This window comes from Kribbella sp. NPDC000426, from assembly GCF_040300265.1.
Classification (GTDB): domain Bacteria; phylum Actinomycetota; class Actinomycetes; order Propionibacteriales; family Kribbellaceae; genus Kribbella.
Genome location: NZ_JBEPDK010000001.1, coordinates 1,401,930 through 1,422,667, shown reverse-complemented (window position 1 = coordinate 1,422,667; position 20,738 = coordinate 1,401,930). Strand labels below are relative to the sequence as shown.

Annotated in this window: 23 protein-coding genes; 10 read left to right on the top strand and 13 right to left on the bottom strand. The window is 68.2% G+C overall.

What is annotated here, in order from left to right; all coding sequences use genetic code 11:
• Positions 1 to 164 precede the first annotated feature (164 nt).
• Positions 165 to 728 (top strand): flavoprotein, encoded by a 564-nt coding sequence (locus ABT313_RS06895; RefSeq protein ID WP_350849491.1) that lies wholly within the window; start codon positions 165 to 167, stop codon positions 726 to 728.
• A gap of 332 nt (positions 729 to 1,060) precedes the next feature.
• On the opposite strand, the gene ABT313_RS06890 is transcribed toward ABT313_RS06895, so the two are convergent.
• The 3 genes from ABT313_RS06890 to ABT313_RS06880 are packed head-to-tail and all read right to left on the bottom strand — an operon-like array spanning position 1,061 to position 2,606.
• Positions 1,061 to 1,615 carry a DinB family protein gene (locus ABT313_RS06890; protein ID WP_350849489.1) on the bottom strand — a complete coding sequence of 185 codons (555 nt, stop codon included), beginning with the start codon at positions 1,613 to 1,615 and terminating at the stop codon, positions 1,061 to 1,063.
• On the bottom strand, positions 1,612 to 2,133 hold the full coding sequence (locus ABT313_RS06885) for a gamma carbonic anhydrase family protein (RefSeq protein WP_350849487.1): 522 nt from the start codon (positions 2,131 to 2,133) through the stop codon (positions 1,612 to 1,614). The genes ABT313_RS06890 and ABT313_RS06885 overlap by 4 nt, the downstream gene beginning before the upstream one ends.
• Before the next feature lie 14 nt (positions 2,134 to 2,147).
• The gene (locus tag ABT313_RS06880; RefSeq protein WP_350849485.1) at positions 2,148 to 2,606 is read right to left on the bottom strand and encodes a T6SS immunity protein Tdi1 domain-containing protein; all 459 of its coding nucleotides are present in this window, start codon (positions 2,604 to 2,606) and stop codon (positions 2,148 to 2,150) included.
• A gap of 89 nt (positions 2,607 to 2,695) precedes the next feature.
• Between ABT313_RS06880 and ABT313_RS06875 the strand changes: the two genes are divergently transcribed.
• Positions 2,696 to 3,058, top strand: coding sequence for a cupin domain-containing protein (locus ABT313_RS06875; protein WP_350849483.1), 363 nt, complete (start codon positions 2,696 to 2,698; stop codon positions 3,056 to 3,058).
• Here the strand turns inward: ABT313_RS06875 and ABT313_RS06870 are convergent, their stop codons facing one another.
• Positions 3,059 to 3,628 (bottom strand): TetR/AcrR family transcriptional regulator, encoded by a 570-nt coding sequence (locus tag ABT313_RS06870; RefSeq protein WP_350849481.1) that lies wholly within the window; start codon positions 3,626 to 3,628, stop codon positions 3,059 to 3,061. It lies immediately after the preceding gene.
• Positions 3,629 to 3,744: 116 nt separating this feature from the next.
• Between ABT313_RS06870 and ABT313_RS06865 the strand changes: the two genes are divergently transcribed.
• On the top strand, positions 3,745 to 5,124 hold the full coding sequence (locus ABT313_RS06865) for an MFS transporter (RefSeq protein WP_350849479.1): 1,380 nt from the start codon (positions 3,745 to 3,747) through the stop codon (positions 5,122 to 5,124).
• Complete coding sequence (locus ABT313_RS06860) at positions 5,114 to 5,581, top strand: GNAT family N-acetyltransferase (RefSeq protein WP_350849477.1); 468 nt, start codon at positions 5,114 to 5,116, stop codon at positions 5,579 to 5,581. Before ABT313_RS06865 ends, ABT313_RS06860 begins: the two co-directional genes overlap by 11 nt.
• On the opposite strand, the gene ABT313_RS06855 is transcribed toward ABT313_RS06860, so the two are convergent.
• Positions 5,566 to 6,381, bottom strand: a complete 816-nt coding sequence (locus tag ABT313_RS06855) for an endonuclease/exonuclease/phosphatase family protein (RefSeq protein WP_350849475.1) — start codon at positions 6,379 to 6,381, stop codon at positions 5,566 to 5,568. The two genes, ABT313_RS06860 and ABT313_RS06855, sit on opposite strands and share 16 nt — an antisense overlap.
• Positions 6,382 to 6,469: 88 nt before the next feature.
• Here ABT313_RS06855 and ABT313_RS06850 point away from each other — a divergent pair, with 88 nt between their 5' ends.
• On the top strand, positions 6,470 to 7,315 hold the full coding sequence (locus ABT313_RS06850; RefSeq protein ID WP_350849473.1) for an EamA family transporter: 846 nt from the start codon (positions 6,470 to 6,472) through the stop codon (positions 7,313 to 7,315).
• Here the strand turns inward: ABT313_RS06850 and ABT313_RS06845 are convergent.
• Together ABT313_RS06845 and ABT313_RS06840 are read right to left on the bottom strand one after the other, a co-directional pair.
• Positions 7,302 to 8,114 (bottom strand): SDR family NAD(P)-dependent oxidoreductase, encoded by an 813-nt coding sequence (locus ABT313_RS06845; RefSeq protein WP_350849471.1) that lies wholly within the window; start codon positions 8,112 to 8,114, stop codon positions 7,302 to 7,304. The two genes, ABT313_RS06850 and ABT313_RS06845, sit on opposite strands and share 14 nt — an antisense overlap.
• On the bottom strand, positions 8,111 to 9,439 hold the full coding sequence (locus ABT313_RS06840; RefSeq protein WP_350849469.1) for an FAD-binding oxidoreductase: 1,329 nt from the start codon (positions 9,437 to 9,439) through the stop codon (positions 8,111 to 8,113). Before ABT313_RS06840 ends, ABT313_RS06845 begins: the two co-directional genes overlap by 4 nt.
• 175 nt (positions 9,440 to 9,614) lie before the next feature.
• Here ABT313_RS06840 and ABT313_RS06835 point away from each other — a divergent pair, with 175 nt between their 5' ends.
• Positions 9,615 to 10,328, top strand: coding sequence for a DUF998 domain-containing protein (locus ABT313_RS06835; protein WP_350849467.1), 714 nt, complete (start codon positions 9,615 to 9,617; stop codon positions 10,326 to 10,328).
• Positions 10,329 to 10,369: 41 nt separating this feature from the next.
• On the opposite strand, the gene ABT313_RS06830 is transcribed toward ABT313_RS06835, so the two are convergent.
• Positions 10,370 to 11,662 (bottom strand): esterase-like activity of phytase family protein, encoded by a 1,293-nt coding sequence (locus ABT313_RS06830; protein ID WP_350849465.1) that lies wholly within the window; start codon positions 11,660 to 11,662, stop codon positions 10,370 to 10,372.
• Positions 11,663 to 11,813: 151 nt separating this feature from the next.
• Between ABT313_RS06830 and ABT313_RS06825 the strand changes: the two genes are divergently transcribed.
• Positions 11,814 to 12,269 (top strand): MBL fold metallo-hydrolase, encoded by a 456-nt coding sequence (locus ABT313_RS06825; protein ID WP_350849463.1) that lies wholly within the window; start codon positions 11,814 to 11,816, stop codon positions 12,267 to 12,269.
• On the opposite strand, the gene ABT313_RS06820 is transcribed toward ABT313_RS06825, so the two are convergent.
• Complete coding sequence (locus ABT313_RS06820; RefSeq protein WP_350849461.1) at positions 12,266 to 12,754, bottom strand: VOC family protein; 489 nt, start codon at positions 12,752 to 12,754, stop codon at positions 12,266 to 12,268. The genes ABT313_RS06825 and ABT313_RS06820 overlap by 4 nt on opposite strands.
• 120 nt (positions 12,755 to 12,874) lie before the next feature.
• Between ABT313_RS06820 and ABT313_RS06815 the strand changes: the two genes are divergently transcribed.
• Positions 12,875 to 13,534, top strand: a complete 660-nt coding sequence (locus ABT313_RS06815; RefSeq protein ID WP_350849459.1) for an alpha/beta fold hydrolase — start codon at positions 12,875 to 12,877, stop codon at positions 13,532 to 13,534.
• On the opposite strand, the gene ABT313_RS06810 is transcribed toward ABT313_RS06815, so the two are convergent.
• The gene (locus ABT313_RS06810; RefSeq protein ID WP_350849458.1) at positions 13,527 to 14,654 is read right to left on the bottom strand and encodes a serine hydrolase domain-containing protein; all 1,128 of its coding nucleotides are present in this window, start codon (positions 14,652 to 14,654) and stop codon (positions 13,527 to 13,529) included. The two genes, ABT313_RS06815 and ABT313_RS06810, sit on opposite strands and share 8 nt — an antisense overlap.
• Positions 14,655 to 14,696: 42 nt before the next feature.
• A complete protein-coding gene (locus ABT313_RS06805) occupies positions 14,697 to 17,678 on the bottom strand; it encodes a ricin-type beta-trefoil lectin domain protein (protein WP_350849456.1) in 2,982 nt (993 codons plus the stop codon).
• Positions 17,679 to 17,890: 212 nt separating this feature from the next.
• Here ABT313_RS06805 and ABT313_RS06800 point away from each other — a divergent pair, with 212 nt between their 5' ends.
• Both ABT313_RS06800 and ABT313_RS06795 read left to right on the top strand, forming a co-directional pair.
• Positions 17,891 to 18,790 (top strand): GIY-YIG nuclease family protein, encoded by a 900-nt coding sequence (locus ABT313_RS06800; protein ID WP_350849454.1) that lies wholly within the window; start codon positions 17,891 to 17,893, stop codon positions 18,788 to 18,790.
• Positions 18,791 to 18,809: 19 nt separating this feature from the next.
• Positions 18,810 to 19,460, top strand: coding sequence for a SecDF P1 head subdomain-containing protein (locus ABT313_RS06795; RefSeq protein ID WP_350849452.1), 651 nt, complete (start codon positions 18,810 to 18,812; stop codon positions 19,458 to 19,460).
• Here ABT313_RS06795 and ABT313_RS06790 read toward each other — a convergent pair.
• Together ABT313_RS06790 and ABT313_RS06785 are read right to left on the bottom strand one after the other, a co-directional pair.
• Positions 19,450 to 20,187, bottom strand: coding sequence for a hypothetical protein (locus ABT313_RS06790; protein WP_350849450.1), 738 nt, complete (start codon positions 20,185 to 20,187; stop codon positions 19,450 to 19,452). The genes ABT313_RS06795 and ABT313_RS06790 overlap by 11 nt on opposite strands.
• 1 nt (position 20,188) lies before the next feature.
• Positions 20,189 to 20,713 (bottom strand): SigE family RNA polymerase sigma factor, encoded by a 525-nt coding sequence (locus ABT313_RS06785; protein WP_350849449.1) that lies wholly within the window; start codon positions 20,711 to 20,713, stop codon positions 20,189 to 20,191.
• Positions 20,714 to 20,738 lie beyond the last annotated feature (25 nt).

The following is a 20,738-nucleotide window of genomic DNA, read 5'->3' as shown; positions in this document are numbered from 1 at the left end:
GGCTCGAACCACGCGGTAGACGTGGATGCTGCCGATTGGCTCTGTCGTGTGCGCTGCCGCGTACTCAACGGTCACCAGCTTTCCAGAGTTGTTGTACGACCGCCTCACTTGCAAGGTTCGCGGCTTGGTGCGGTATTCGCATCTGAGGGAGAGGTACGGACATCATGACCGACACCCGACGACCGGTCCTGTATGCCCTGGTGACGGGATCGCCCGCGGCTCGTGACATCGGCAAGCTCGTTGAGCTGGCTCAGGCTGATGGATGGGAAGTGTGCGTGATCGCCTCGCCTGAGGGCCGGCGATTCATCGACGCCGACGCGCTCTCCGCACAGACCGGCCATGTCGTGCGCACCTCGTACAAGGACCCCGAGGCACCCGACGTCTTGCCTCCGGCCGACGCCATGATCGTTGCCCCCATTACCTGCAACAGCCTCGCCAAGTGGGCTGCAGGGATCTCTGACACGCTGCCGCTGGGGCTTCTGGTTGAGGCGGTAGGGAAGAAGCAGCCTGTCGTGGCCATGCCATTCTCGAACTACGCGCAGACCAGGTTCCCGGCGATTCAGCAGGCGATTGAGAGGCTGTCGAGTTGGGGAGTGACGGTGCTTGTGGGGGATGACGTCTACAAACAGCACGAGCCTGGCACCGGCGACAGGTACATCCACCTCTTTCCTTGGCAGCTCGCCTGGCAATCCCTGCTCGACCACCCGTGGCGTGCCTCGGCGCGGTGAGGCTGTGCATGAACTGCAGCCGGTAAAGGCCTCGGTCGGGGCCAGGGTGAAGACGGAGACCGGGAGACGAGAAGAACATGGCGACATTTGGCGGTCCCCTCGACCACAGTGGTCTTGTGGGTGACGCGGCCTGGCTTTCGCCGCGAGCGCCAGCGAGCAATCCGCGGGCGGCAGCCCGCAACTCCCGGCGGTAGCCGCAACTCCCGGCGGTAGCCGGAAGGGATGCACCGGCGATGAGCCGGGGGTGGGTGGGTAGTCGGGCGTAGCAGGTGCGCTGAGGAGCGGAGCGACGAAGGAAGCGCCTGCGTAGCACGCGGGGCAGACGCAGTACGTCAGTTCTCGGCGGCGCGGGCGGCTGCTTCTATTTGGGAGCGGTGGGCCTCCCAGTCGACTTCGGGGGCGCCGGTGGGGGCGCCTAGTTGTTCGCGGAGGATGTCGGCGTGGCCGGTGTGGCGGTTGGTTTCGGCTACTACGTGGACGAGGATGTTGAGGAGTTTGACGTTCGGCCGGGGCCACCAGGAGACGAAGCCGGGGGCGTCGATCGGGAGGGTGTCGATGGTGGTGTCGGCGTACTCGCAGGCGCGTTGGTACGCCGCGACGACGTCGGCGCGGGACTCGTGTTCGCGGACCCACATGTGGTCGTGGTTCGCGTAACCGGGGTCGTCGAAGGTCGGGATCGGCTCGGGGTACGGGCGGCCGAAGATCTCACCGAAGTACCGGGCCTCGGTCAGCGCGAGGTGTTTGACCAGGCCGAGCAGGTTGGTCCCGGTCCGGGTGAGTGGACGGCGTACGTCGTACTCCGAGAGCCCGTCCAGCGTGGACAGCAGCGAGTTCCGGACCCAGCGGAGCTCGTCGTGCAGATAGGCCTTGGCGAATTCGTCGATCATTCGACCTCCTCGACAGTCGCGGCGTGGCGTTCGGCGAGGGCGTGGTAGACGGCGGCGTTGTGGTCGACGAAGAGCTTCGCGGTGCCGTCGAGCGGGACGATCTTCTTGGCCGGGCTGCCCATCGCGACCGACTCCGGCGGGATGACGGCGCCCGGTGTGACGGTCGAGCCGGCGGCGACCAAGGAGCGCTTGCCGACGACCGCGCCGTCGAGCACGATCGCACCGTTGCCGACCAGCGCCTGCTCGCCGATCGTGCAGTCGTGGACCAGGCACTGGTGCCCGACCGTCGCGTTCGGCCCGATCTCGCAGCCGTTGTGGCCGACGTGGATGACCGTGTTGTCCTGGATGTTCGCCCCGGCGCGGATCGTGATCGTCCCCAGGTCGGCGCGGATCACCGCGCCGTACCAGATCGAGACCCCGGCCTCCACGACCACATCCCCGACCAGCGTCGCGGTAGGCGCGATCCACGCGTCCGGATGCACGGTCGGACGCTTACCTTCGAACGAATACAACGGCATGCGCCACACCTTAATCAGCTGACGGTGAACCCCGAGATCGGCGTACCGGGCGGCAGGTCGCGGGTCTGGGTGTGGATCTGACCGAGGATGTGCAGCGACACCACGAAGTCCAGGACCTCGACGTTGCCGACCCCGAGCTCGCCGCCGAGCTGCGGCGGATGCGCGAACGAGTACACCTGGTCGGGACCCGGTACGACGCCACGACTCTCCGCGCCGAAAGCCAACCCGGCCAGCAGGTACTGGTCCTGCCCGTCCTCGGTGTTCAGCTCGGCGCGCAAGTCGTCCGCGGTCGCCCATGGCCGCGTCAACGTCCCCTCGAGCGTGTCCAGCCACCAGAACCCGTCCGCTGCCTGGAAGAACACGTCACCGAACGGCGAGGTGAACACCGGCGTCTTCCCGCCCAGGTCGAGAAAGCCCCAGGATTCGAGGGCACGCGTGTACTGCTCCGTCGTGAAGGTCCGGGTCAGCTCCATGCGCCCGAGGCTAACGTGCACAGGGGTGAAAGGGATTTGAAAGGACCTGGTGCGAGGTTACGGTGACTAGGACCAGCGAGGAGGGTGGAATGACGGAGATCGCGAAATCGGGGGCCGCGGTGATCAACCGGGCCGACGGGCGGGACGACGGGGAGGAGTGGACCGAGAACTACACCCAGTTGCCGGGTGGGGCTGGGGTCTCGTTGATTCTCGAGTCGACCACGAAGGAAGGCGCCGGGCCGCGGCTGCACAAGCATCCGTACGCCGAGACCTTCATCATCCGCCGCGGTACGGCGACGTTCACCGTCGGCACCGAGGAGATCGTCGGCCGGGCCGGACAGATCCTGGTCGTGCCGGCCGACACGCCGCACAAGTTCCGCACCGGCCCGGGCGGCTACGAGGCCGTCCACATCCACGCCAACCCGACCTTCGAAACCATCTGGCTGGAGTAGTCAGACCGGAGCGAACGCGCCCAGCAAGGTCGCGGTGATGTACGGCGCGGCCTCGTCGGTGGTGATGCGGCCGGCCTGGAGTTCGCCCGCGGCGCCGTGCATGACGTTGTGCATGACACTGACCAGCCACGAGGTCGGCAGGTCGGTGCGGAAGACGCCGTCGGCGCGGCCGCGTTCCAGCAACCGCTCCACGCGGGCCATCGGATCGGCGTGCAGCTCTTGCACCCGTCCCGGCGGCAGCGCGTCCTGAGCCGCGAGCAGCAGCGCGCGGTACTGGTCGACCAGCTGCCAGCTCGACTCGATCAACCGGCCCAGCGCCTCGCGCGGATCGCCGGTCAGATCGACCTGCCCGAGTGTCTCCTCGCCGTCCGCGATCGCCTGTACGAAGACCGCGTCGACCAGCTCGGCCCGCGACGGGAAATGGCCGTACAAGGTCACCCGCCCGACCCCGGCCGCCTTCGCGATCTCCGACGTACTCGCGGCCGGATCGCGGGCCAGGCACTCCGCCGCCGCGGTCAGGATCGCCGCGATGTTGCGCTGCGCGTCCGCCCGCCGGGTCGTCACCGCCATCGACCGCCTCCTCATCTCGAACACCGCTGTACGAATTCCTCTTGTCGAACACCAGTGTACGAGTTACGGTAGCGCTCTAACCCGTACACGCCTGTTCGACTTAAGGATGATGACCGATGAACCAACCCGATCCCCGGCGGTGGCGGCTGCTGGGGCTGCTCGCCGTCGCGCAGTTCATGCTGATCCTCGACGTGACCGTGGTCGCGATCGCGCTGCCGAACATCCAGACCGATCTCGGGCTCAGTCGCGAGACCCTCACCTGGGTGGTGAGCGCGTACACGCTGATGTTCGGCGGCCTGATGCTGCTGGGCGGTCGCGCCGCCGATCTGTTCGGCTCGCGCCGCGTCGTACTGACCGGCCTGATCGTGTTCACGCTGGCCTCGCTCGTCACCGGCCTGGCCGGAAGCCCCGAGCTGCTCCTCGGTGGCCGCGTCGCCCAGGGCATCGGCGCCGCGATGCTCTCGCCGGCCGCGTTGTCCGTCGTCACCAAGACGTTCGACGGCGACGAGCGCAACAAGGCACTCGGCATCTGGTCCGCGATGGGCGGTGGCGGCTCCGCGATCGGCGTACTGCTCGGTGGTCTGCTCACCGCCGGCCCCGGCTGGCAATGGGTCTTCTACATCAACCTGCCGATCGGCCTGATCGTGTTCGTCCTTCTGCTGCGAACGCTCCCCAAAGACCGGAGAAGCGACCAGCAGGGCCGCCTCGACGTACCCGGCGCTCTTCTGGTCACAGCAGGCACAGGTGCGGCGATCTACGCGCTCATCAACGCCGGCGACCGCGGCTGGCTCTCGGCCGCAACCCTCGGCACGCTCGCCGGCGCTCTGGTCCTGTACGGCGTCTTCGCCTGGGTCCAGCGCTCCGTCCGGTCACCGCTGATGGACCTCCGGATCCTGACCCGCCGACCCGTTGCCGCCGGCACCTTCATGTTGCTGATCGCAACCGCTCTGATGATCTCGATGTTCTTCCTCGGATCCTTCTACCTGCAACACTTCAAGCAGTACGGCGCACTCCGCACCGGCCTGCTGTTCTTGCCGGTGGCAATCGCCGCGATCGTCGGCGCGCACCTGGCCGGCCAACTCGTCGGACGGGCCGGCGCCCGCCCGGTCGCGGTCGCCGGATTCGTCATCACCGTGATCGGTGTCGCTCTCCCAGCGATCTGGGCGGGTGCTGCCGTGATCGTGACCGGGATGACCGTCGGGACGGTGGGACTCGGCGCCGCGTTCGTCGCGTCGTCGACCACGACGTTCGCGCAGATCGACCATCGGGAGGCGGGCCTCGCGTCCGGCATCCTGAGCACGTTCCACGAGTTCGGCGCCTCGCTGGGCGTGGCGGTCGTGTCGAGTGTGGCCGCGGCCAGTCTTGCCGGCACCGTGTCGAGCGGATTCGCGCGCGGGTTCACGTTCGCCGCGATCACCGCAGCGGTGGCGGCGGTCCTTGCGTTGATCGTCGTACCGGCGTTCAAGCCTTCAACCGGAGGGGTTCATGTCCATTGAGATTCGCCGCGCGGTGGTCGCGGATGCAGAGCTCGTGCTGACCATGCTGGGGGAGCTGGCGGCGTACCAGGATCAGCAGCAGTACGTGACGGCAAGCGTCGCGGACTGGCAAGGGTTCCTCGGGCGCGAGGAGGTGATCGTGCTGCTGGCTGAGGTGGACGGGGTTGCGGCGGGCTACGTGTCCGCCCTGCGCCGGCCGTACCTGTGGGTCGGTGGCGATCAGCTCGCGCTCGACGACCTGTACGTCCGCGAGCAGTTCCGCGACGCCGGCGTGGGTCGCAAGCTGATGCTCGGCCTCGCCCGGCACGCGTTGCCGGATCGGCTCCCGATCGGCTGGGGCCTCCGCCTGGAGAACACGGCCGGCTACCGCTTCTACGAACGACTCGGCGCCAAGCTGGTCACGAAGACCGCAGCCAGCTGGTCCGCGGAGGCGTACGAAAGTCAGCTCAGCGAATAGGTGGCCGCGACCGGGAGATGGTCGGAGGCCAGGCTCGCCGGGACGGTCACCGCGGTCGTCGCCAGCTGCGCACTGTGCAGCTGGTAGTCGATCCGCTTGGTCGGCAGCGGTACCGCGCTGGTGAACCCGAGCCCGAAACCCTTCTCCGGCCAGGTGTCGGTCCAATGGGTGGTCAGGGTCTTCACCTCGGCCGACGACGGTACGGCGTTGAAGTCGCCGACCAGGATCGTTGCCTCGGGCGCATCCTTGAGCAAGGCAACGATCGCGTTGACCTGCTCGATCCGCTCGCCGTCGTTGATCGTGGTCAGGTGCGTGTCGGCGAAGCGCAGCGGCGTACCGCCGACGTCGATCAGCGTCTCCAGCAGCCCGCGCTGCTCGCTGCCCGGGTGCAGCGGCAGCAGACTGTTGCGCGAGTCAACGATCGGGTACTTCGACAACACCAGCGTGCCGTACTGCCGACGGGGTTTGCCCGGCTCGAGCGGGTCCCAGTCGAGGTTGGCCGCGAACACGTAGTTCATCTTCAGCCGCGCCGCCAGCCAGGCCGGCTGGTCCACCCAGTTGCTGCGTGCGTCGAAGTACTTGTCGACCTCCTGCAGGCCGACGACCGACGCGCCCGAGGCCTCGATTGTCTTCGCGACCCGCTCGAGGTCGAGCTTCCCGTCGACGACGCCCTGCCCGTGATGGATGTTGAACGTCAGAGTCTTCACCGTGGTGGCCTCCGCCTTCGCCTGAGCCGTCAATGGTGACATGACGAGCAGCAACGACCCGGCCAGGGCAGCGAACATCATCGATCGACGCATTGCCGCAGTATCACATCGGAAAGGATCAGCGCCCGGAGCTTGCCGAAACGCCATGGCCCGACGGCGAGTTGCTTCCTACCGTGAAGTGATGCGACGGACGGTCCCGCCACAGGCCTACTTCATCGTCAGCGCGGTCTTCCATTACCTGGGGCCTGCGTTCGCGGTGCTGTTGTTCGCGCGGATCGATCCACTCGGCGTGGCCTGGCTGCGGATCGCCGCGGCCGGGTTGATCTTCTCGATCTGGCGGCGGCCGTGGCGCGCATGGCAGCCTCTCTCCTGGAGCACACGCCGGCTGGTGATCGCGTGGGGCGCCGTCCTCGCGGTGATGAACTGCTGCTTCTACCTGGCGATCGATCGCATCCCGCTCGGCACCGTCGCCGCGGCCGAGTTCGCGCCGGTGATCCTGCTCGCGGCGATCGCCGTGCGTTCACTGCGCAACCTGCTGGCGCTGGTATTCGCAGTCGCCGGCGTCTACGTGCTGACTGACATCCGCCTGTCCCACGACTGGATCGGACTGGTCTTCACCGCACTCAACGCGGTCCTGTTCGCGGCGTACGTCGTCCTCGGCCATCGCATGTCTCGCGTCGAAGGCCTGCGCCGGATCGACGGTCTCGCGCTCGCGATGGGAGTGGCGACCGTGCTCGCGCTCCCCGTCGGCGTCCACGCGGCCGTTCCCGCGTTCACCGATCCCGGGTTGCTCGCGGCGGCGGTCGGAGTCGGCGTGTGCTCGTCGGTAATTCCGTACGTCGCGGATCAGCTCGCGATGGCGCGGTTGAAGCGGTCCACGTTCGCGTTGATGCTGGCGTTGCTGCCCGCCACGGCGACGGTGATCGGTGCCGTCGTACTGCGGCAGTTCCCGCGGCCGGCCGAACTGGCCGCGGTCACGATCATCGTCGTCGCGGTCGGACTGCATCGTGACGCTAGATCGCCCTGAGCGACAGCTCCTGCCAGTCCGCCCAGGTCTTCAGCCGGTCCTCGTACGCCTGCTTCACCAGCTCGTAGCCCTGGCCGAAGAACACGTGCAGCGGCGGGTTGGGGGAGTCGGCGAGCTCGAGGATCGCCGGTCCGGCCGCGGCCGGGTCGTCGAAGTCGACCGACGCAACGTAATCCATGAGCGCCTGACGCTGGCCGTCGTACAGCGGGTTCGGTGTCGCGGCGACACCGCCGGTCAGGCCCTCGGTCGCGTAGCCGCCCGGCTCGACCACGGTCACCTTGATCCCAAAGCCTGCGACCTCCTGGGCAAGCGCCTCGCTCAGTCCTTCGAGCGCCCACTTCGATGCGCAGTACCCGCTGCCGAGCAGGAACCCGGTCAGCCCGGCGACGGACGAGATCTGGATGATGTGGCCGCTGCCCTGCTCACGCAGGTACGGCAACGCTGCCTGGGTGACCCAGACCGGACCGAAGAAGTTGGTCTCCATCTGGTCCCGCAGTTGCTGCTCGGTGAACTCCTCGACCGCCCCAGACAGGCCGTAGCCGGCGTTGTTCACGATCACGTCGAGGCGGCCGAAGTGCTCCTTCGCCTGCTCGACGGCCCCGAAGACGGCGGCCTTGTCCGTGACGTCGAGCTCGAGCGGGAGTACTGCGTCGCCGTACGTGTCGACCAACTCGGTGAGGCTCTTGCGGGCCGTCGCGGCCACCCGGTCCCCGCGGGACAGGGCAGCTTCGACGAAGTGGCGACCGAGGCCGCGGGACGAGCCGGTGACGAACCAGACCTTGCCGCTCGTCGGGCTCATGCCGGCCTCACGTTGTGGTTGCCGCTGAACAGGTTGGCCGGGTCGTACTCACGCTTGACCGTCGCGAGCCGCTCGTACGTCGCGGCCGGGTAGACCGCGGCCACATCGGCATCATCGGCCTCGGACAAGAAGTTCGCGTACGCGCCGGTGACGTGCGGCGCGAGCTTGTCCCAGAGCGCCTGCCGGGCCGGGGCGGTCGGCGCGATGACCGGAGGCGGGCCGATCGTGGTCGTGGCGAACATCAGCTCCGCCTCGCGGTGCGCGTACGCCGTGGCGTCGGCCGCGACCTGCGACACGGCCCCGCCGACGGTGCGGACGGCCATGATCGGCGAGCCCTGGGACGCGCCGGTCTCGGCGAGGATCCGCAGTACCTCGGGGACGGAATCCTTGTCGACAAAGGCACTCCGGGTCGTCAGCTGGATACCGGGCGGCGGGACCACGCCGTCGACCAGGACCTCGGCGTACGGCCGGAGCGCGACCTCGTCGGCGAGCACCGTCCCGAGCTTGCGGATCGGGTCGATCGCCTGGGCGGCCAGGTCCGCGTCGTCACCGTCGTACGCGAGCTCGATCTCCAGCGGCGCGTCGGGGCCGCCGAGGAACGGGTTCGCGAACGCCGCGATCGACGTGAGCTCGGCCGGTGCGGTGCGCTGGTAGGCGGCCCAGCCCTGGAGCACGTCGGCGATCTCGTTCGCCGGGAAGGCGATCTTGCCGAAGTAGATGTCGGTCGTCGGGTGGGCCGCGAACTCGAACGCGGTCACGATCCCGAAGTTGCCGCCGCCACCACGGACCGCCCAGAACAGCTCGGCGTTGTCGTCTGCCGACGCCCGTACGACGTCACCGGCCGCGGTCACGAGCTCGACAGCGACCAGACTGTCCAGCGCCAGACCGTACTTGCGGACCTTCCACCCGATCCCGCCGGACAGCGTCAGCCCGCCGACGCCCACACTCTTCGTGTCACCCGAGGAGATCGCGAGCCCGTGCGGCGCCAGCGCGGCCGCGACCTGTCCCCAGGTGGCACCGCCGCCGATCCGTACGACGTGCCGCTCCTTGTCGACCAGCTCGATCCCGGCCAGCTTGCCGAGCTCGATCACCACACCGCCGTCGTTCGTCCCGAACCCGGCGAACGCGTGCCCGCCGCCACGGACCGCCAGCGGCAGCCCGCTCTCCGCAACATAAGCGACCGCCTTGCGGACATCCTCGACACTCGCCGGCCTGAGGACGTACGCCGGGCTGCCCCCGACCAACGCGGTCCGGCTCGCGACGTCGTACCCCGCGTCGTCCGGTCCGACGATCTCTCCACCGAATCCTTCGATCACTGCGCTCATGACGTTCCTTTGCGTTTGTCCTCATCGAACAAACACCTGACGCCGGGCAGGCAACCGATGTGACGTGAACAAACGCACATCACACTTCGCGGGGCTATTTCGTCTGTGGTGTCGAGTCCGGGCGTGGTCGCTCGACGCAGGGGGTGACGACATCCTCTGTGAAAGGACATTCGAGATGACTGCTCACGATGTGACCGTTTCGGCCCGCGGTGTTTCCACCAGTGCGCTGCTCACCGGCGGTGCCGTCGCCGGTCCGCTGTACGTCGTGGTCTGGCTGACCCAGGCGTTCACCCGGGAAGGCTTCGACATCACCCGCCACCCCGCCAGCCTCCTCGCCAACGGCGGACCGGGCTGGATCCAGACAGCCAACTTTGTCGTGAGCGGCCTGCTGTCCATCGCCGGCGCCATCGGCCTCCGCCGCGCCATCGGCCTCCACCGCACGATCGGGCACCGGTCGCGTCCGCTTCGCGCTGCCGGCGGAAGCTCGCCTGCCCCCCGTGGTCGGGTGTGGGGCCCCTGGCTCGTGGCCGTGTACGGACTCGGCCTGCTGCTCGCGGCCGCGTTTCCGGCCGATCCGGCAGCCGGCTTCCCGGCCGGGACGCCGGCCGACTACGCCGAGATCAGCGCCCGCGGGATGGGCCACTTCGTTGCCGGCACCATCGGCTTCTCCGGTCTGATCGCCGGGTGCCTGGTGATCGCCGCGCACTACCGGTCGATCGGTCGTCGCGGGTTCGCCCGTTTCTCCGCCGTCACCGGCATCCTGTTCTTCGGTGCCTTCGCCGGGCTCAGTGCGGGTGCGGGCAGCCGGCCCACGATCATCGCGTTCGACGTGGCCGTCGTACTCGGCTGGACCTGGCTCACCGCGGTCTGCCTCGACAGGCGCGCATAAGAACGGCCCTGGGAGCCTCCTGAGCTCCCAGGGCCGTCGGCTCAGTGCAGGCGGATCGTGACCAGCGTCGTCTCGATGCCGCTGCCGACCAGGTTGCCTTCGGCATCGAACGCCGCCGGCCCATCGGTCATCCCGAAGTCGTTGTCGTTGATGACGACCAGGGTGTCGCGGACGAGCGCGACGCCCTCGATCTTCTTCGGTGCGCCGTTGACCGTGTTCAGGTCGAGGAACAGCTGCTTCTTCAGGACCGGTACGCCGGTCGCGTCGGCTTCGTACGACGGGGTGGTTGCCGCGTCGTCCCACTTCGAGCCGAGGGTGTTCGCGGACGGCCGCAGTACGACGCGTTGCAGGCGGGCGGCGTTGTCGGTCCGCTCCTCGACCAGCAGGGTTTCGGGGCCTGCGGCAACGACCGACGAGATCTTGAGTTCGCTGGTGTCGTCCTCACCCGGGTCGACGACGCCGACCGGATCGAACTGGTACGCGTACTCGGCCGTCAGCTTTCCGCGGTGCGGCGAGAACCGCAGCAGGCGAGTGTTGAGCGACGCCTCGCCGACCTTCTTGCTCGGGTTCGAGAGCGGGCTCTGCAGGGCGATGACCAGGTCGCCGCCGGGTAGTTGCGCGAGCCCCTCGAAGCCGCGGTTGATCTTGCGGGTCAGGAAGATCGCCGGCAGCGACTCGATCACCGGGTAGTCGGCGCCTTGGAGGTTCAGGCCCTTCGGGACGTACCGCGCGAGCACCTGGCCGCGGCTCGACACGTGCACCAGCGACGGGCTGTACTCGTCGACCAGCCAGAACGTGCCGTCGTTCGCGCGCACGATGCCTTCGGTGTCGAGCCCGTTCGGGTTGATGCCGAGGCGCGTGGACGCGTCGAAGGTGTAGGGGAGCTCGTCGTGGCTCTCCTGGTTGGACAGCCCGGTGACAGGCTTGCCGTGCCGGGTCGTGATCGGGATCGCGTCGATCACCTTCAGCTTCTTGCCGTCGACCTTCACCTTCACGATCGCCGGATCGAAGCCCGGCACCGGGAACGTCCGCCGGTTCACGCCGTCGACCTTGATCTGCCCGTTCGGCCCGCGATCCGTCACGGTCCAGAACTCGCCACGCTTACCGGCCGGGTAGATGTCACTGCCGATCCCACCGAGATCGACCTTCCGGTCGTTGTCCACCGACCCACGAATCAACCCGTTGGAGAACTTGGCCAAGGAGATGTCAGGCAAGGTCGCCGTCCCCACCACCTTCGGCTCCCGCTCACCCGCCACCGCACTAGGCGCCGTACCCGCCACCAACGCAGCCACCCCCACCACAGAAGCCGCCACCACCCACTTACCACGAACCATCCCAAGCTCCCCTCACAGCAGTCCCCGCGACCCTCCCCACCCCACATGAACCCCAAATGAACACCACCCAATCCCCACCCAAAGCCTGAGCGCGGGACGATCCACGCTGATCTGTGGGTACAACTGCTTGTTCGTCAGCACCTCTGACGGGATGGCGGTTGTGGACACCGGTCTGGGGGCTAGCTTCTTCGGGTACGGCGAGTGCATCGAACCGCTCGTCGGCCAGCTCGAGGTGGGCATGACCGGCGCCGGCTTCTCCCGCTCGAACCTGGCGGCCGTCGTCTTCACGTGTACCGAGCTGTTGCCGGGTGTCCACGCCGTTCTCTCGCGAGGTCATACGCCGGGGCACTCCGCGGTCCTCCTGCAGTCGCGGGGAGAGCGTCTGCTGTGTGTCGGCGACACGTTCTACGACCCGCTTCAACTGACGCACCCGGATTGGGCCACGCCGTGGGATCTGGATCAGGAGGTGTCGATCGCGAGCCGCCGGGCAATTCTCGCCCGGGCGGCGGACGAACACCTCCTGATCCACGCGTACCACTTACCCTTCCCCGGCCTGGGCCACGTCGAGCGAACGGCTGCTGCCTTCAGCTGGCATCCCGTCCACTAGACGCGGGAGCGCATTTCGGTGGCGAAGGATTCTTGGAGGCGGGCCATGGCGGCGGCTTCCTGTGGGTCGGCGAAGAGAGCGGGGAGGTCGGCGGGGTTTACGTCGTAGAGGTGGGTCTGGATCCACCAGATGTTGCCGGCCGGGTCCTTGATGCGGGCGCCGCGGTCGCCGACGATCTTGGAGGTGGTCAGCTCGGTGACGATGGTGGCGCCGGCGGCGACGGCGCGGGCGACGGTTGCGTCGGCGTCGTCGACGAACACGCTGAGGAAGCTCGGGGTGTCCGGCCAGTCGGGCTGGGAGTCGAAGGCCATCACGACCGAGTCGCCGATGGTGATCTCGGCATGCCCGATCGTGCCGTCCTGGTTGGCAACGGCGAAGGCCGGCGCGGTGCCGAACGCCTCCTGCACGAACTCGAGCCAGGCCGCGGCCCCACGAACAGCCACGTACGGAGTAACAGTCGACTTACCACCGGGATATTTGCTCATGGCTACAGCCTCCTCTCAGTAGTGGTCAGCTTCTGTCCTCTACTCAACGCTGGCCGGGGATGAGCATTAGTTGGCTCCCTAGCGGTAGCAAGCCACGCCGAGCTCCGGTGAGATAGGCCCATGACGACGTTCGTGCTGGTTCCCGGTGGTTGGAAGGGGTCGTGGGCTTATGAGGCGGTGGTCCCGTTCCTGGAGGGGCATGAGGTCCACGCGCTGACGCTGACCGGCTTGGCGCCGGATGACGACGAGACGGCGGTCGCAACCGCCAACCTCGACACGCACGCCGACGACGTACTGCGGTTGCTCGAGCGCGCCGACCTCACCGACGTCACGCTGGTCGGCCACAGCTATGCCGGCATGGTGATCACCGCCGCCGCGGATCGTGCCGCCGGCCGCATCTCGCGAATGGTGCACCTCGACGCGTTCGTACCGCGCGACAGCGAGTCCTGGTGGTCCCTGGTCAACGACTACTTCCGGAATCTCACCATCGAGGGCAGCACGACCAGCGGGTACGCCGTTCGTCCGCCGGGCAACGGCGATCCCCGCCGTCGTCCGCATCCGCTCGCCTCGTTCATGCAGGAGATCCGGCTCACCGGCAAGGTCGACGAGATCCGTCGCCGGGACTTCGTGTACTGCGAGGGATGGGCGGACCAGACGCCGTTCGCCGGCCTCCACACCCGGCTCCGGGCCGATCCGGCCTGGCAGGTCCACGAGGTCCCGACCGGCCACAACGTGATGAACGAGGCCCCGCAGTTCGTCGCCGACCTCCTGCTCAGCTGAGACAGCTGCGAACGGCGTCGACCAGGCGAGTCGATCGGGCGTCGCCATGCCCGATCATCCTGTTGGCGGTGTACGCGAACGCGATCCCGTGCTCGTCGTCGCCGAAGGAGAACTGGCCACCCGCGCCGTCGTTCGCGAGGCTGCGAGGACCAAGCGTCGGACGGAACGGGGAGTCGAGAAGGAACCCGGATCCCCACCGCGCACCCGCGTCGAAGCCCAGGTAACTAGTGCCGGACGACACCTCTCGAGCCGCGTCGGAAACGGTGTCACGCGACAACAGCGGCTCGGCGCCGTCGAGCCCGGTGATCGCCGCGGCGTACACCCCGGCGAGCCCCGTTGCTGAGGCCACGGCACCGGCGCCGGGCAGCTCCATCGCAAGCAGGGCAGGATCGTTCCAGCCGTGCGGCTCGTCGATGCCGGGGAACACCAACGCGCCGTTCATCGTCACGATGCGCATCAACAGGTGCTCGGGATCCAACGCCGGCGGACGCCCTTCGGACTCCTCGAGCCGAGCCAGGTCAGACAATTCCGAAGCCGGCAACCCGATCCAGGCCCGCAACCCGAGCGGCTCACCGATGACGGTGCGGAAATATGCCCCCGGCAACTGTCCGGTCAGCCGCCGCACCACCTCGCCGAGTACGAACCCGAACACATGCCCGTGATACTCGTACGTCGTCCCCGGCTCCCACAGCGGCTTCTGCTCCTCGATCGCGGTGATCACCGGCGTCCACGCGGCAATCTCCTCGAACGACGGCGTCGCGTCCAGCACCGGGATACCGGCCCGGTGCCCGAGCACCATCCGGCAGGTGATCTCGTCCTTGCCGTTAGCAACAAACGACGGCCAGTACGTCCCGATCGGCTCGTCCAGCGACAACTGCCCCGACTGAGCAAGCAGATGGACGACGACGCTCACCAGCCCCTTGGCACACGAGAACACCGGTACGACGGTCTCCTCCGACCACAGCCGTCCCGGCGCGGCGTCCCCGTCCCAGAGCTCGACCACCTTGCGCCCTCCGGCGTACACCGTGACGGCCGCGCCCAGCTCCGGGAACAGCGAGAAGTTCTCCGCGAAGGTGTCCGCGACCGCGCCGTACCCCTCGTCCACCCAACCCTTGCTCATACCGCAGACGATAGGTGCGACGCGGTCGTCACAACGACTGAATTACGGCAGCACCCACCTCTGGTTCGTCGCGCCCGTGCAGGTCGCGAGGATCAGTTTGGTGCCGTTGGCGCTCAAACCGCCAGCGGCATTGAGGCACAGGCCGGATGCTGCATTGACCAGCGTGCCATTGGTCTGCGGCGTCCACCGTTGGCCGGGTGAACCGTCGCAACTCCACAACACCGCCGGGGTGTTGAGCGTGGTGGTGCGAGCCGACAGACACTTGCCCATCGTGCGCACGGTCGCATCCTCGAGTGACGGCACCCACAGTTGGTTCGCCGACGATTTGCAGGTGTACAGAGTCGTCGGCGTACCGTCCGCGGTCGCAGCCTGGTAGACGTCGATGCATTTGCCGCCGATCCCGGTCACGAGCCCCGTGTCCTGGAAGACGCCGAACTCCCACAGCGAGTAGTAGCTGCCGGCAACGGCCCGCTTCGTCGCGTTGATCCGCACGTACCGCGCGTAGTTCGGTGAGAACACCAGGCTGTCGGTGCCGCCGTCACCGCTGACCGTCGACGCGACGGTCTTCCACGTCCGCCCGCTCCCGGAGACCTGGATCTGGTACGACTTCGCGTACGCCGTCGACAACCAGTTGAGCAGCACCCGGTTGACGACCTGCACCGATCCCAGATCGATCCGCAGCCACTGCGGATCGGTGCGCGCACTCGACCAGGCGGTCGTCATCGACCCGTCAACGGCCTTGGACGCCTCGCGCCCGGCGAGATAGGTGCTCGAGGCAAGCGCCGGTCGACCCCGGGCGATGTTCCGCTTCACGCCGTACGACGCCGTGTACGTCGTGGCCGCGGCCGGCGCGAAGAGGTTGTGGTCGCGCGCACCGCCGTCCGACCACGACGCGAACCGGTACAGCTGGTTTGCCGAGGCCTGGGTCGGGTCCGCGGACACCGAGACGCTCGACCCGACGATCACCGTGGAGGTGAACGGGGTCTTCGCCGTCGTGTTCAGCGAGGTCACCGGCAACCCGGCCGGCGAGGTGGCGAGCCGCAGCCCGACCGTCTTCGGATCGAGCCGCACGCTCTTCGTGTCGGTCAGCCCCTGCGCATCCGTCGCCGTCAGCTTCAGCTCGAGGTACGACGGATACTCGTGATCCGGCGCCGTGAAGCTACCGCTCGCCCCGGTCATCGACGTGATCGTGTGCGTGTGGCAGTCGCTCGGACAGTGATGCATGATCAGCGACCAGGTCAGCGCCGACCCCGGCAACGTCCCTTGTTCCGGATCGGTCGCCGAGCCAGAGAAGCTGATCGTGTCCCCGACCTTCCACGTCGTCGCCGGACCGGGCGACGTGATCAGCGCTGTCGGAGCCGTGTTCGCCACGTTGATCTGCATGGACGTCGCACCGGTCGTATGACCGTCCGACACCTTCAACCGCGCGACGACTTCTCCTGCCGTCGTATAGGTGTGCTGGACGGTCGCGGCCGTCGAGTCGTCGTACACACCGTCGCCGTCCAGGTCCCACGCGTACGTCAACGCGTCGCCATCGGCGTCGTTGGAGGCGGTCCCGTCGAACGTCACCGTCAACGGCGTCGGCCCGCTCGACGGGTCCGCGTGGATCACGGCGCTCGGGGGATTGTTGGTCGCGTCGTACACGTACCGCAGGATCCGGCCGTTGTCGTAGTCGACCGCGAACATGTCCCCGCCCGGACCGGTCTGCAGCTTCGTCGCGCCGTACCCCGAGGCGAACACCTGGATCTTCGCGGGATCCGGCAGGCCGTTCGAGCCGGGCATCATCGCCCAGACGCAGCGGCGGCTGTAGTCGGAGAAGAACAGCGCGCCGTCGTACTCCGCCGGGTAGTTCCCGCTGCCGTAGAACTGCATGCCGGAGATCGACGAGCTGCCGACGGTGCAGGTTTCGCCGGTCACGATGTGGTCGCTGTGCTTGTACGCGTAGTACGGCGCCGCGACCGCGGACGGGCCGGCGGCGTACAGGTTCTCGCAGAGGTTGACATTGATCGCGTCGTACCCGGGCTGCCGGCCGGCGCCTTCGTAGCAGGGCCAGCCGAAGTTCGTCACACGAGCGGTCGGGTCGACGATCCGGTCGATCTCCTCCCAGGTCGAGTAGCCGACGTCGCCGATCCACATCTCCTTGGTTCCCGGGCGGAACGTGAACCGCATCGGGTTGCGCAGCCCGTTCGCGACGATGCGGCGCGTGTTCAGGTCGGCGCTGCTCGACGCCGGGTTGCCCGGCGCGGCCTGGCCGGTGTCGGGGTCGATGCGGATGATCGAACCGTCGAGGCCGGTCGGATCGCCGGTCGTCCGTACGTCCTGTGCCCGGAGCGCTCCACCTTCGGCGGTCGGCGGCGTCAGCGTCGCTCCGACCGGAGCGGGACCGTCGCCACACGGGTTGTCAGGTGTGAGGTCGGATGCGGGAAAGCTGTCCTGGCCGTAGTCGACGTAGTTGAAGCTCCCGCCGTCACCGCCGCCGGCGTACAGCATGCCGTCCGGGCCGAACTCGATCGAGCCGATCGAGTGGCTCGGGAACACCTGGCACCAGTCCTCGACCAGCACTTGCTCGGCGCCGTTCTCGTTGAGGACCGAGAGCCGCGCACTGGCCTGGCAGCCGTCGGCGGTCGGGCCTGGTGGCGACGGACAAGGGTCGTCGTTGGTGTCCGGCGTACCCCACTTGGGCGTCGGGCCGCCGATCAGGCCGTCGTGCGTGTAGAGAACGTAGATCCTTGGATCCGTTGGGAAGTTGGGGTTCAGGGCCATCCCCAGCAGGCCGCGGTCCCAGTAGTTGTAGACCTCGGTGCGCAGGTCGGCGTACACGCTCGGCGTCGGATCGTCGAGCGAGTCGAAGACCTTGATCAGGCCGCTCTTCTCGGCGACGAACACGCGGCCGTCCGGCGAGAACGCGACGTTGGTCGGATTCGTCAGGCCGGTGAACACCACCTGCTCACTGAATCCGGTCGGCGCGACCGCGGCCTGTGCCGGCGCGATCACGGCAAGCGGCAGCAACAACAGGACACTCAACGCAGGCAGCGCATGACGCAGCCATGTGGCGGATAACCTCACGAAGCCCCCCAGCCTCCCAAGTCCGGTGCTTGCCCTCACAGCCCCCTGCGAGCACTCGGATCGCTCGTCAGGATGACTTGCGGGTCGCGGCCGCGCAACCCCCGAAATGCATTCGTTTCAAACACTCAACCGACCATCACTCGTCCGATCCGATCGGGCACACTGGGCTGATGATCCGTAGCGTCCGGGAGTTGCCGACAGTGCCGGGCGTGTACCGTTTCCGCGACGATGCCGGGAAGGTGCTGTATATCGGTCGTGCCCGCAACCTGCGGCGGCGCGTGCAGTCGTACTGGGTCAATCTCGGCGACCGTCCGCACCTGGCCCGGATGGTACGGCGGATCGCCCGGGTAGAAGGCGTTTCGTGCGATTCCGAACACGAGGCGGCGTGGCTGGAGCGCAATCTGCTCGAACATTCGAAGCCGCGCTGGAACCGCGTCGAGGGCGGCGCGGAGGTTGTCGGCTACATCCGGCTCGCGACCGGATCCAAGCCAGGGCTGAGTTTCTCGCACACAGTCAGCGGTTCGTTACCGCACTTCGGTCCGTACCTCGGTGGCCTGCGGATCCGGCAGGCGATCTCGGGGCTGCATCGCGTGTTGCCGTTGCAATACACGGTCTCCGGAGACGGGTCCGCCGAGGAGTTCGGGCGGCTGTTCGGGATCGGGCCGGGGGATCGCGAGGCGCTGGCGCGTACGGCGATCGCCGTACTGGAACGGGATCCGGCTGCGGTGGCGACGTTGCGGGCAGAGCTGGTGCGGCGGCGGGATCGCGCTTCGGCCGGGCTGCGGTACGAGTTCGCGGCCAAGGTGCAGGGGGAGATCGAGGCGCTCGACTGGATCGTCGCCGAGCAGAAGGTCGCTTGGCTCGAGCCGCGGGATGCGGAGGTGTACGGGTGGGCGGACGGGGTGCTCGTGCGGTTCGAGCTGCGGGCCGGCCGGATGTGCACGTGGACGCAGCGGGCGGCGGGTGAGGCGACGGCTCGAGAGCGGGTCGCGGCGACGCCGGAGCTGTGGCGGACGTTCGCCCAGCGGAACGCCGAGCTGGCGGCTCGTCTGCTCAAGGTGACTTCTTGACTACGTAGCATGCTGTCCCATGACGCAGCCGCCGGTCCCTCCGAACCAGCCGCCGTACGAACCACCGGGCCAGCCGCCGTTGCCGCCGCTCTTCCCTTCCCAGCCGTCGCCGAAGCGGTCCCGAGGGCTCGTCCTGCTGGTCAGCGGTCTTGTGCTGCTCCTCGGCATCATCATCGCGGCCGCCGTCATCGTGATCGTCAACCGGGGCGACGACGGGAAGAAGCCGGCGGCCGAGCCCTCGGCCCGCACCAAGCCGTCCGACCCGACCGCGGTCGAGTTCCGCCGCGTCCTCACGGTCAAGGCCGGCACCTGCCCGACCCCGTCGCCTGCCGGTACGGCGTGCGACGCGAAGGGGATGCGGTACACGCTCGGCAAGGTCGAGCTCGACGGCAGCAACGTGACCGACGTCAAGGCGGCGATCCAGGAGAACGGGGCCGGCGGCTGGTACGTCGGTCTCACCCTCGACTCGAAGGGCGCCACCCTGTTCGAGCAGCTGACTGCCGGGCTCGCCAAGCAGACCCCGCCCGCGAACCAGCTGGCGATCGTCGTCCGCGGCGAGGTCGTCACCGCCCCGAGCGTCCAGTCGGCGATCGCGGGCGGCAAGACCGAGATCTCCGGCGGCTACGACCGGGACTCGGCGTCACAGCTCGTCGAGAAGATCACCGGCTAGCCGCGACGTACTCCGCTTTGCCTGCGTACTTGAACCGGACGATCGCGTGCGGAAGCGGCCCGGGCCAGCGCGAGTGCTCCACGCGGCGGTAGACGAAGTACCCGTCCTTGACCTTCGCGACGCCGACGTACCCGTCCGCCGTCTCGACGGTCACCCGCGGGGGAGTCCCGCGCGGCACCGTGCCGAACACGGTGGTCACGCTCGAGCCGGGCTTTGCACCCCGACCTTCCGCGGCGCTCTTGCGCAGGACGATCCCGTTCTTCGCGCCGCCGGGTACGACCGAGTGGCTAGCCCCGTTGCCCCACTCGGTCGTGCAGAACGCGATGGCACCGCCGGCCTTGGGCGACCGGACCATCGACATCCCGAACGTGTCCTGGACGTAGAGAACGACCTTCGGCCACAACCAGCCGTCGGACGCCGAACCGTCCCCCTTGGTGCAGAGCCCGGTACTGCCGCCGGGCGGCGCGGACAGCTCTGAAGTGTCCGGCGTCCGGCTCGGCGACGTGATCGGGGCGACCGGCTCCTCGCTGGAGCGGTCGATCGTTCCGACTGCGACCGTCGTCGCACCCGCGATGACGGCGACCGTGGCTGCCGTTGCGATCGCGGTGACGACGCGGCGTCGGCGTACCTGCCTGCGGCCCGTCCGGACCAGCGTGTCGACGTCGGGGACGTACGGCGCCTGCGCGTCGACGGCCTCGGTCATCAGGTCCTTGAGGTGGTTGGTCATGTCAGCCTCCCAGTTCGGCGAGGTCGAAGTCGGCGAGGGCCGGGTGCAGGCGGAGTTTGTCGAGCGCGCGCATCGTCTGGCTCTTGACCGTGCCCGGCCGGCAGCCCAGTACGTCGGCGGTCTCGTCGACGGACAGGTCGTCGAAGTACCGCAGTACGACGCAGGCCCGTTGCCGCTCGGGGAGCTCGGCGAGAGCCTGCGTGATCACGAGCCGACGCTCGGCACGGCCGACGTGGTCGGTCGGATCGGCCTCGCCGGTGAAGTAGGTGTCGCCGCCGACGACCTCTGTGCTCGACCGTCGTCTCAGCCCGTCGAGTGTCGCGGAGACGACGACCTTTCGCGCGTACGCGACGATGCCGCCCTTGCGGTACAGCCTCGGCCAGCGCCGGTACAGCCGCAGCAGCGCCTCCTGGGTCGCGTCCTCCGCCCGTCGACGGTCCCCGCAGAGCAGGTACGCCGTACGCCACATCGCGTTGGCGTGATGGGTGACGAACGCGGTGTACTCGCCCTCCGCCTCGCTGTCCAACCTGGCCTCCTCAACTCGCGCTGCG

Excerpts from the sequence above, each read along its gene's own strand:
- ABT313_RS06895 (WP_350849491.1), top strand. The coding sequence starts at position 165 with ATGACCGACACCCGACGACCGGTCCTGTATGCCCTGGTGACGGGATCG.
- ABT313_RS06890 (WP_350849489.1), bottom strand. The coding sequence starts at position 1,615 with ATGATCGACGAATTCGCCAAGGCCTATCTGCACGACGAGCTCCGCTGG.
- ABT313_RS06885 (WP_350849487.1), bottom strand. The coding sequence starts at position 2,133 with ATGCCGTTGTATTCGTTCGAAGGTAAGCGTCCGACCGTGCATCCGGAC.
- ABT313_RS06880 (WP_350849485.1), bottom strand. The coding sequence starts at position 2,606 with ATGGAGCTGACCCGGACCTTCACGACGGAGCAGTACACGCGTGCCCTC.
- ABT313_RS06875 (WP_350849483.1), top strand. The coding sequence starts at position 2,696 with ATGACGGAGATCGCGAAATCGGGGGCCGCGGTGATCAACCGGGCCGAC.
- ABT313_RS06870 (WP_350849481.1), bottom strand. The coding sequence starts at position 3,628 with ATGGCGGTGACGACCCGGCGGGCGGACGCGCAGCGCAACATCGCGGCG.
- ABT313_RS06865 (WP_350849479.1), top strand. The coding sequence starts at position 3,745 with ATGAACCAACCCGATCCCCGGCGGTGGCGGCTGCTGGGGCTGCTCGCC.
- ABT313_RS06860 (WP_350849477.1), top strand. The coding sequence starts at position 5,114 with ATGTCCATTGAGATTCGCCGCGCGGTGGTCGCGGATGCAGAGCTCGTG.
- ABT313_RS06855 (WP_350849475.1), bottom strand. The coding sequence starts at position 6,381 with ATGCGTCGATCGATGATGTTCGCTGCCCTGGCCGGGTCGTTGCTGCTC.
- ABT313_RS06850 (WP_350849473.1), top strand. The coding sequence starts at position 6,470 with ATGCGACGGACGGTCCCGCCACAGGCCTACTTCATCGTCAGCGCGGTC.
- ABT313_RS06845 (WP_350849471.1), bottom strand. The coding sequence starts at position 8,114 with ATGAGCCCGACGAGCGGCAAGGTCTGGTTCGTCACCGGCTCGTCCCGC.
- ABT313_RS06840 (WP_350849469.1), bottom strand. The coding sequence starts at position 9,439 with ATGAGCGCAGTGATCGAAGGATTCGGTGGAGAGATCGTCGGACCGGAC.
- ABT313_RS06835 (WP_350849467.1), top strand. The coding sequence starts at position 9,615 with ATGACTGCTCACGATGTGACCGTTTCGGCCCGCGGTGTTTCCACCAGT.
- ABT313_RS06830 (WP_350849465.1), bottom strand. The coding sequence starts at position 11,662 with ATGGTTCGTGGTAAGTGGGTGGTGGCGGCTTCTGTGGTGGGGGTGGCT.
- ABT313_RS06825 (WP_350849463.1), top strand. The coding sequence starts at position 11,814 with ATGGCGGTTGTGGACACCGGTCTGGGGGCTAGCTTCTTCGGGTACGGC.
- ABT313_RS06820 (WP_350849461.1), bottom strand. The coding sequence starts at position 12,754 with ATGAGCAAATATCCCGGTGGTAAGTCGACTGTTACTCCGTACGTGGCT.
- ABT313_RS06815 (WP_350849459.1), top strand. The coding sequence starts at position 12,875 with ATGACGACGTTCGTGCTGGTTCCCGGTGGTTGGAAGGGGTCGTGGGCT.
- ABT313_RS06810 (WP_350849458.1), bottom strand. The coding sequence starts at position 14,654 with ATGAGCAAGGGTTGGGTGGACGAGGGGTACGGCGCGGTCGCGGACACC.
- ABT313_RS06800 (WP_350849454.1), top strand. The coding sequence starts at position 17,891 with ATGATCCGTAGCGTCCGGGAGTTGCCGACAGTGCCGGGCGTGTACCGT.
- ABT313_RS06795 (WP_350849452.1), top strand. The coding sequence starts at position 18,810 with ATGACGCAGCCGCCGGTCCCTCCGAACCAGCCGCCGTACGAACCACCG.
- ABT313_RS06790 (WP_350849450.1), bottom strand. The coding sequence starts at position 20,187 with ATGACCAACCACCTCAAGGACCTGATGACCGAGGCCGTCGACGCGCAG.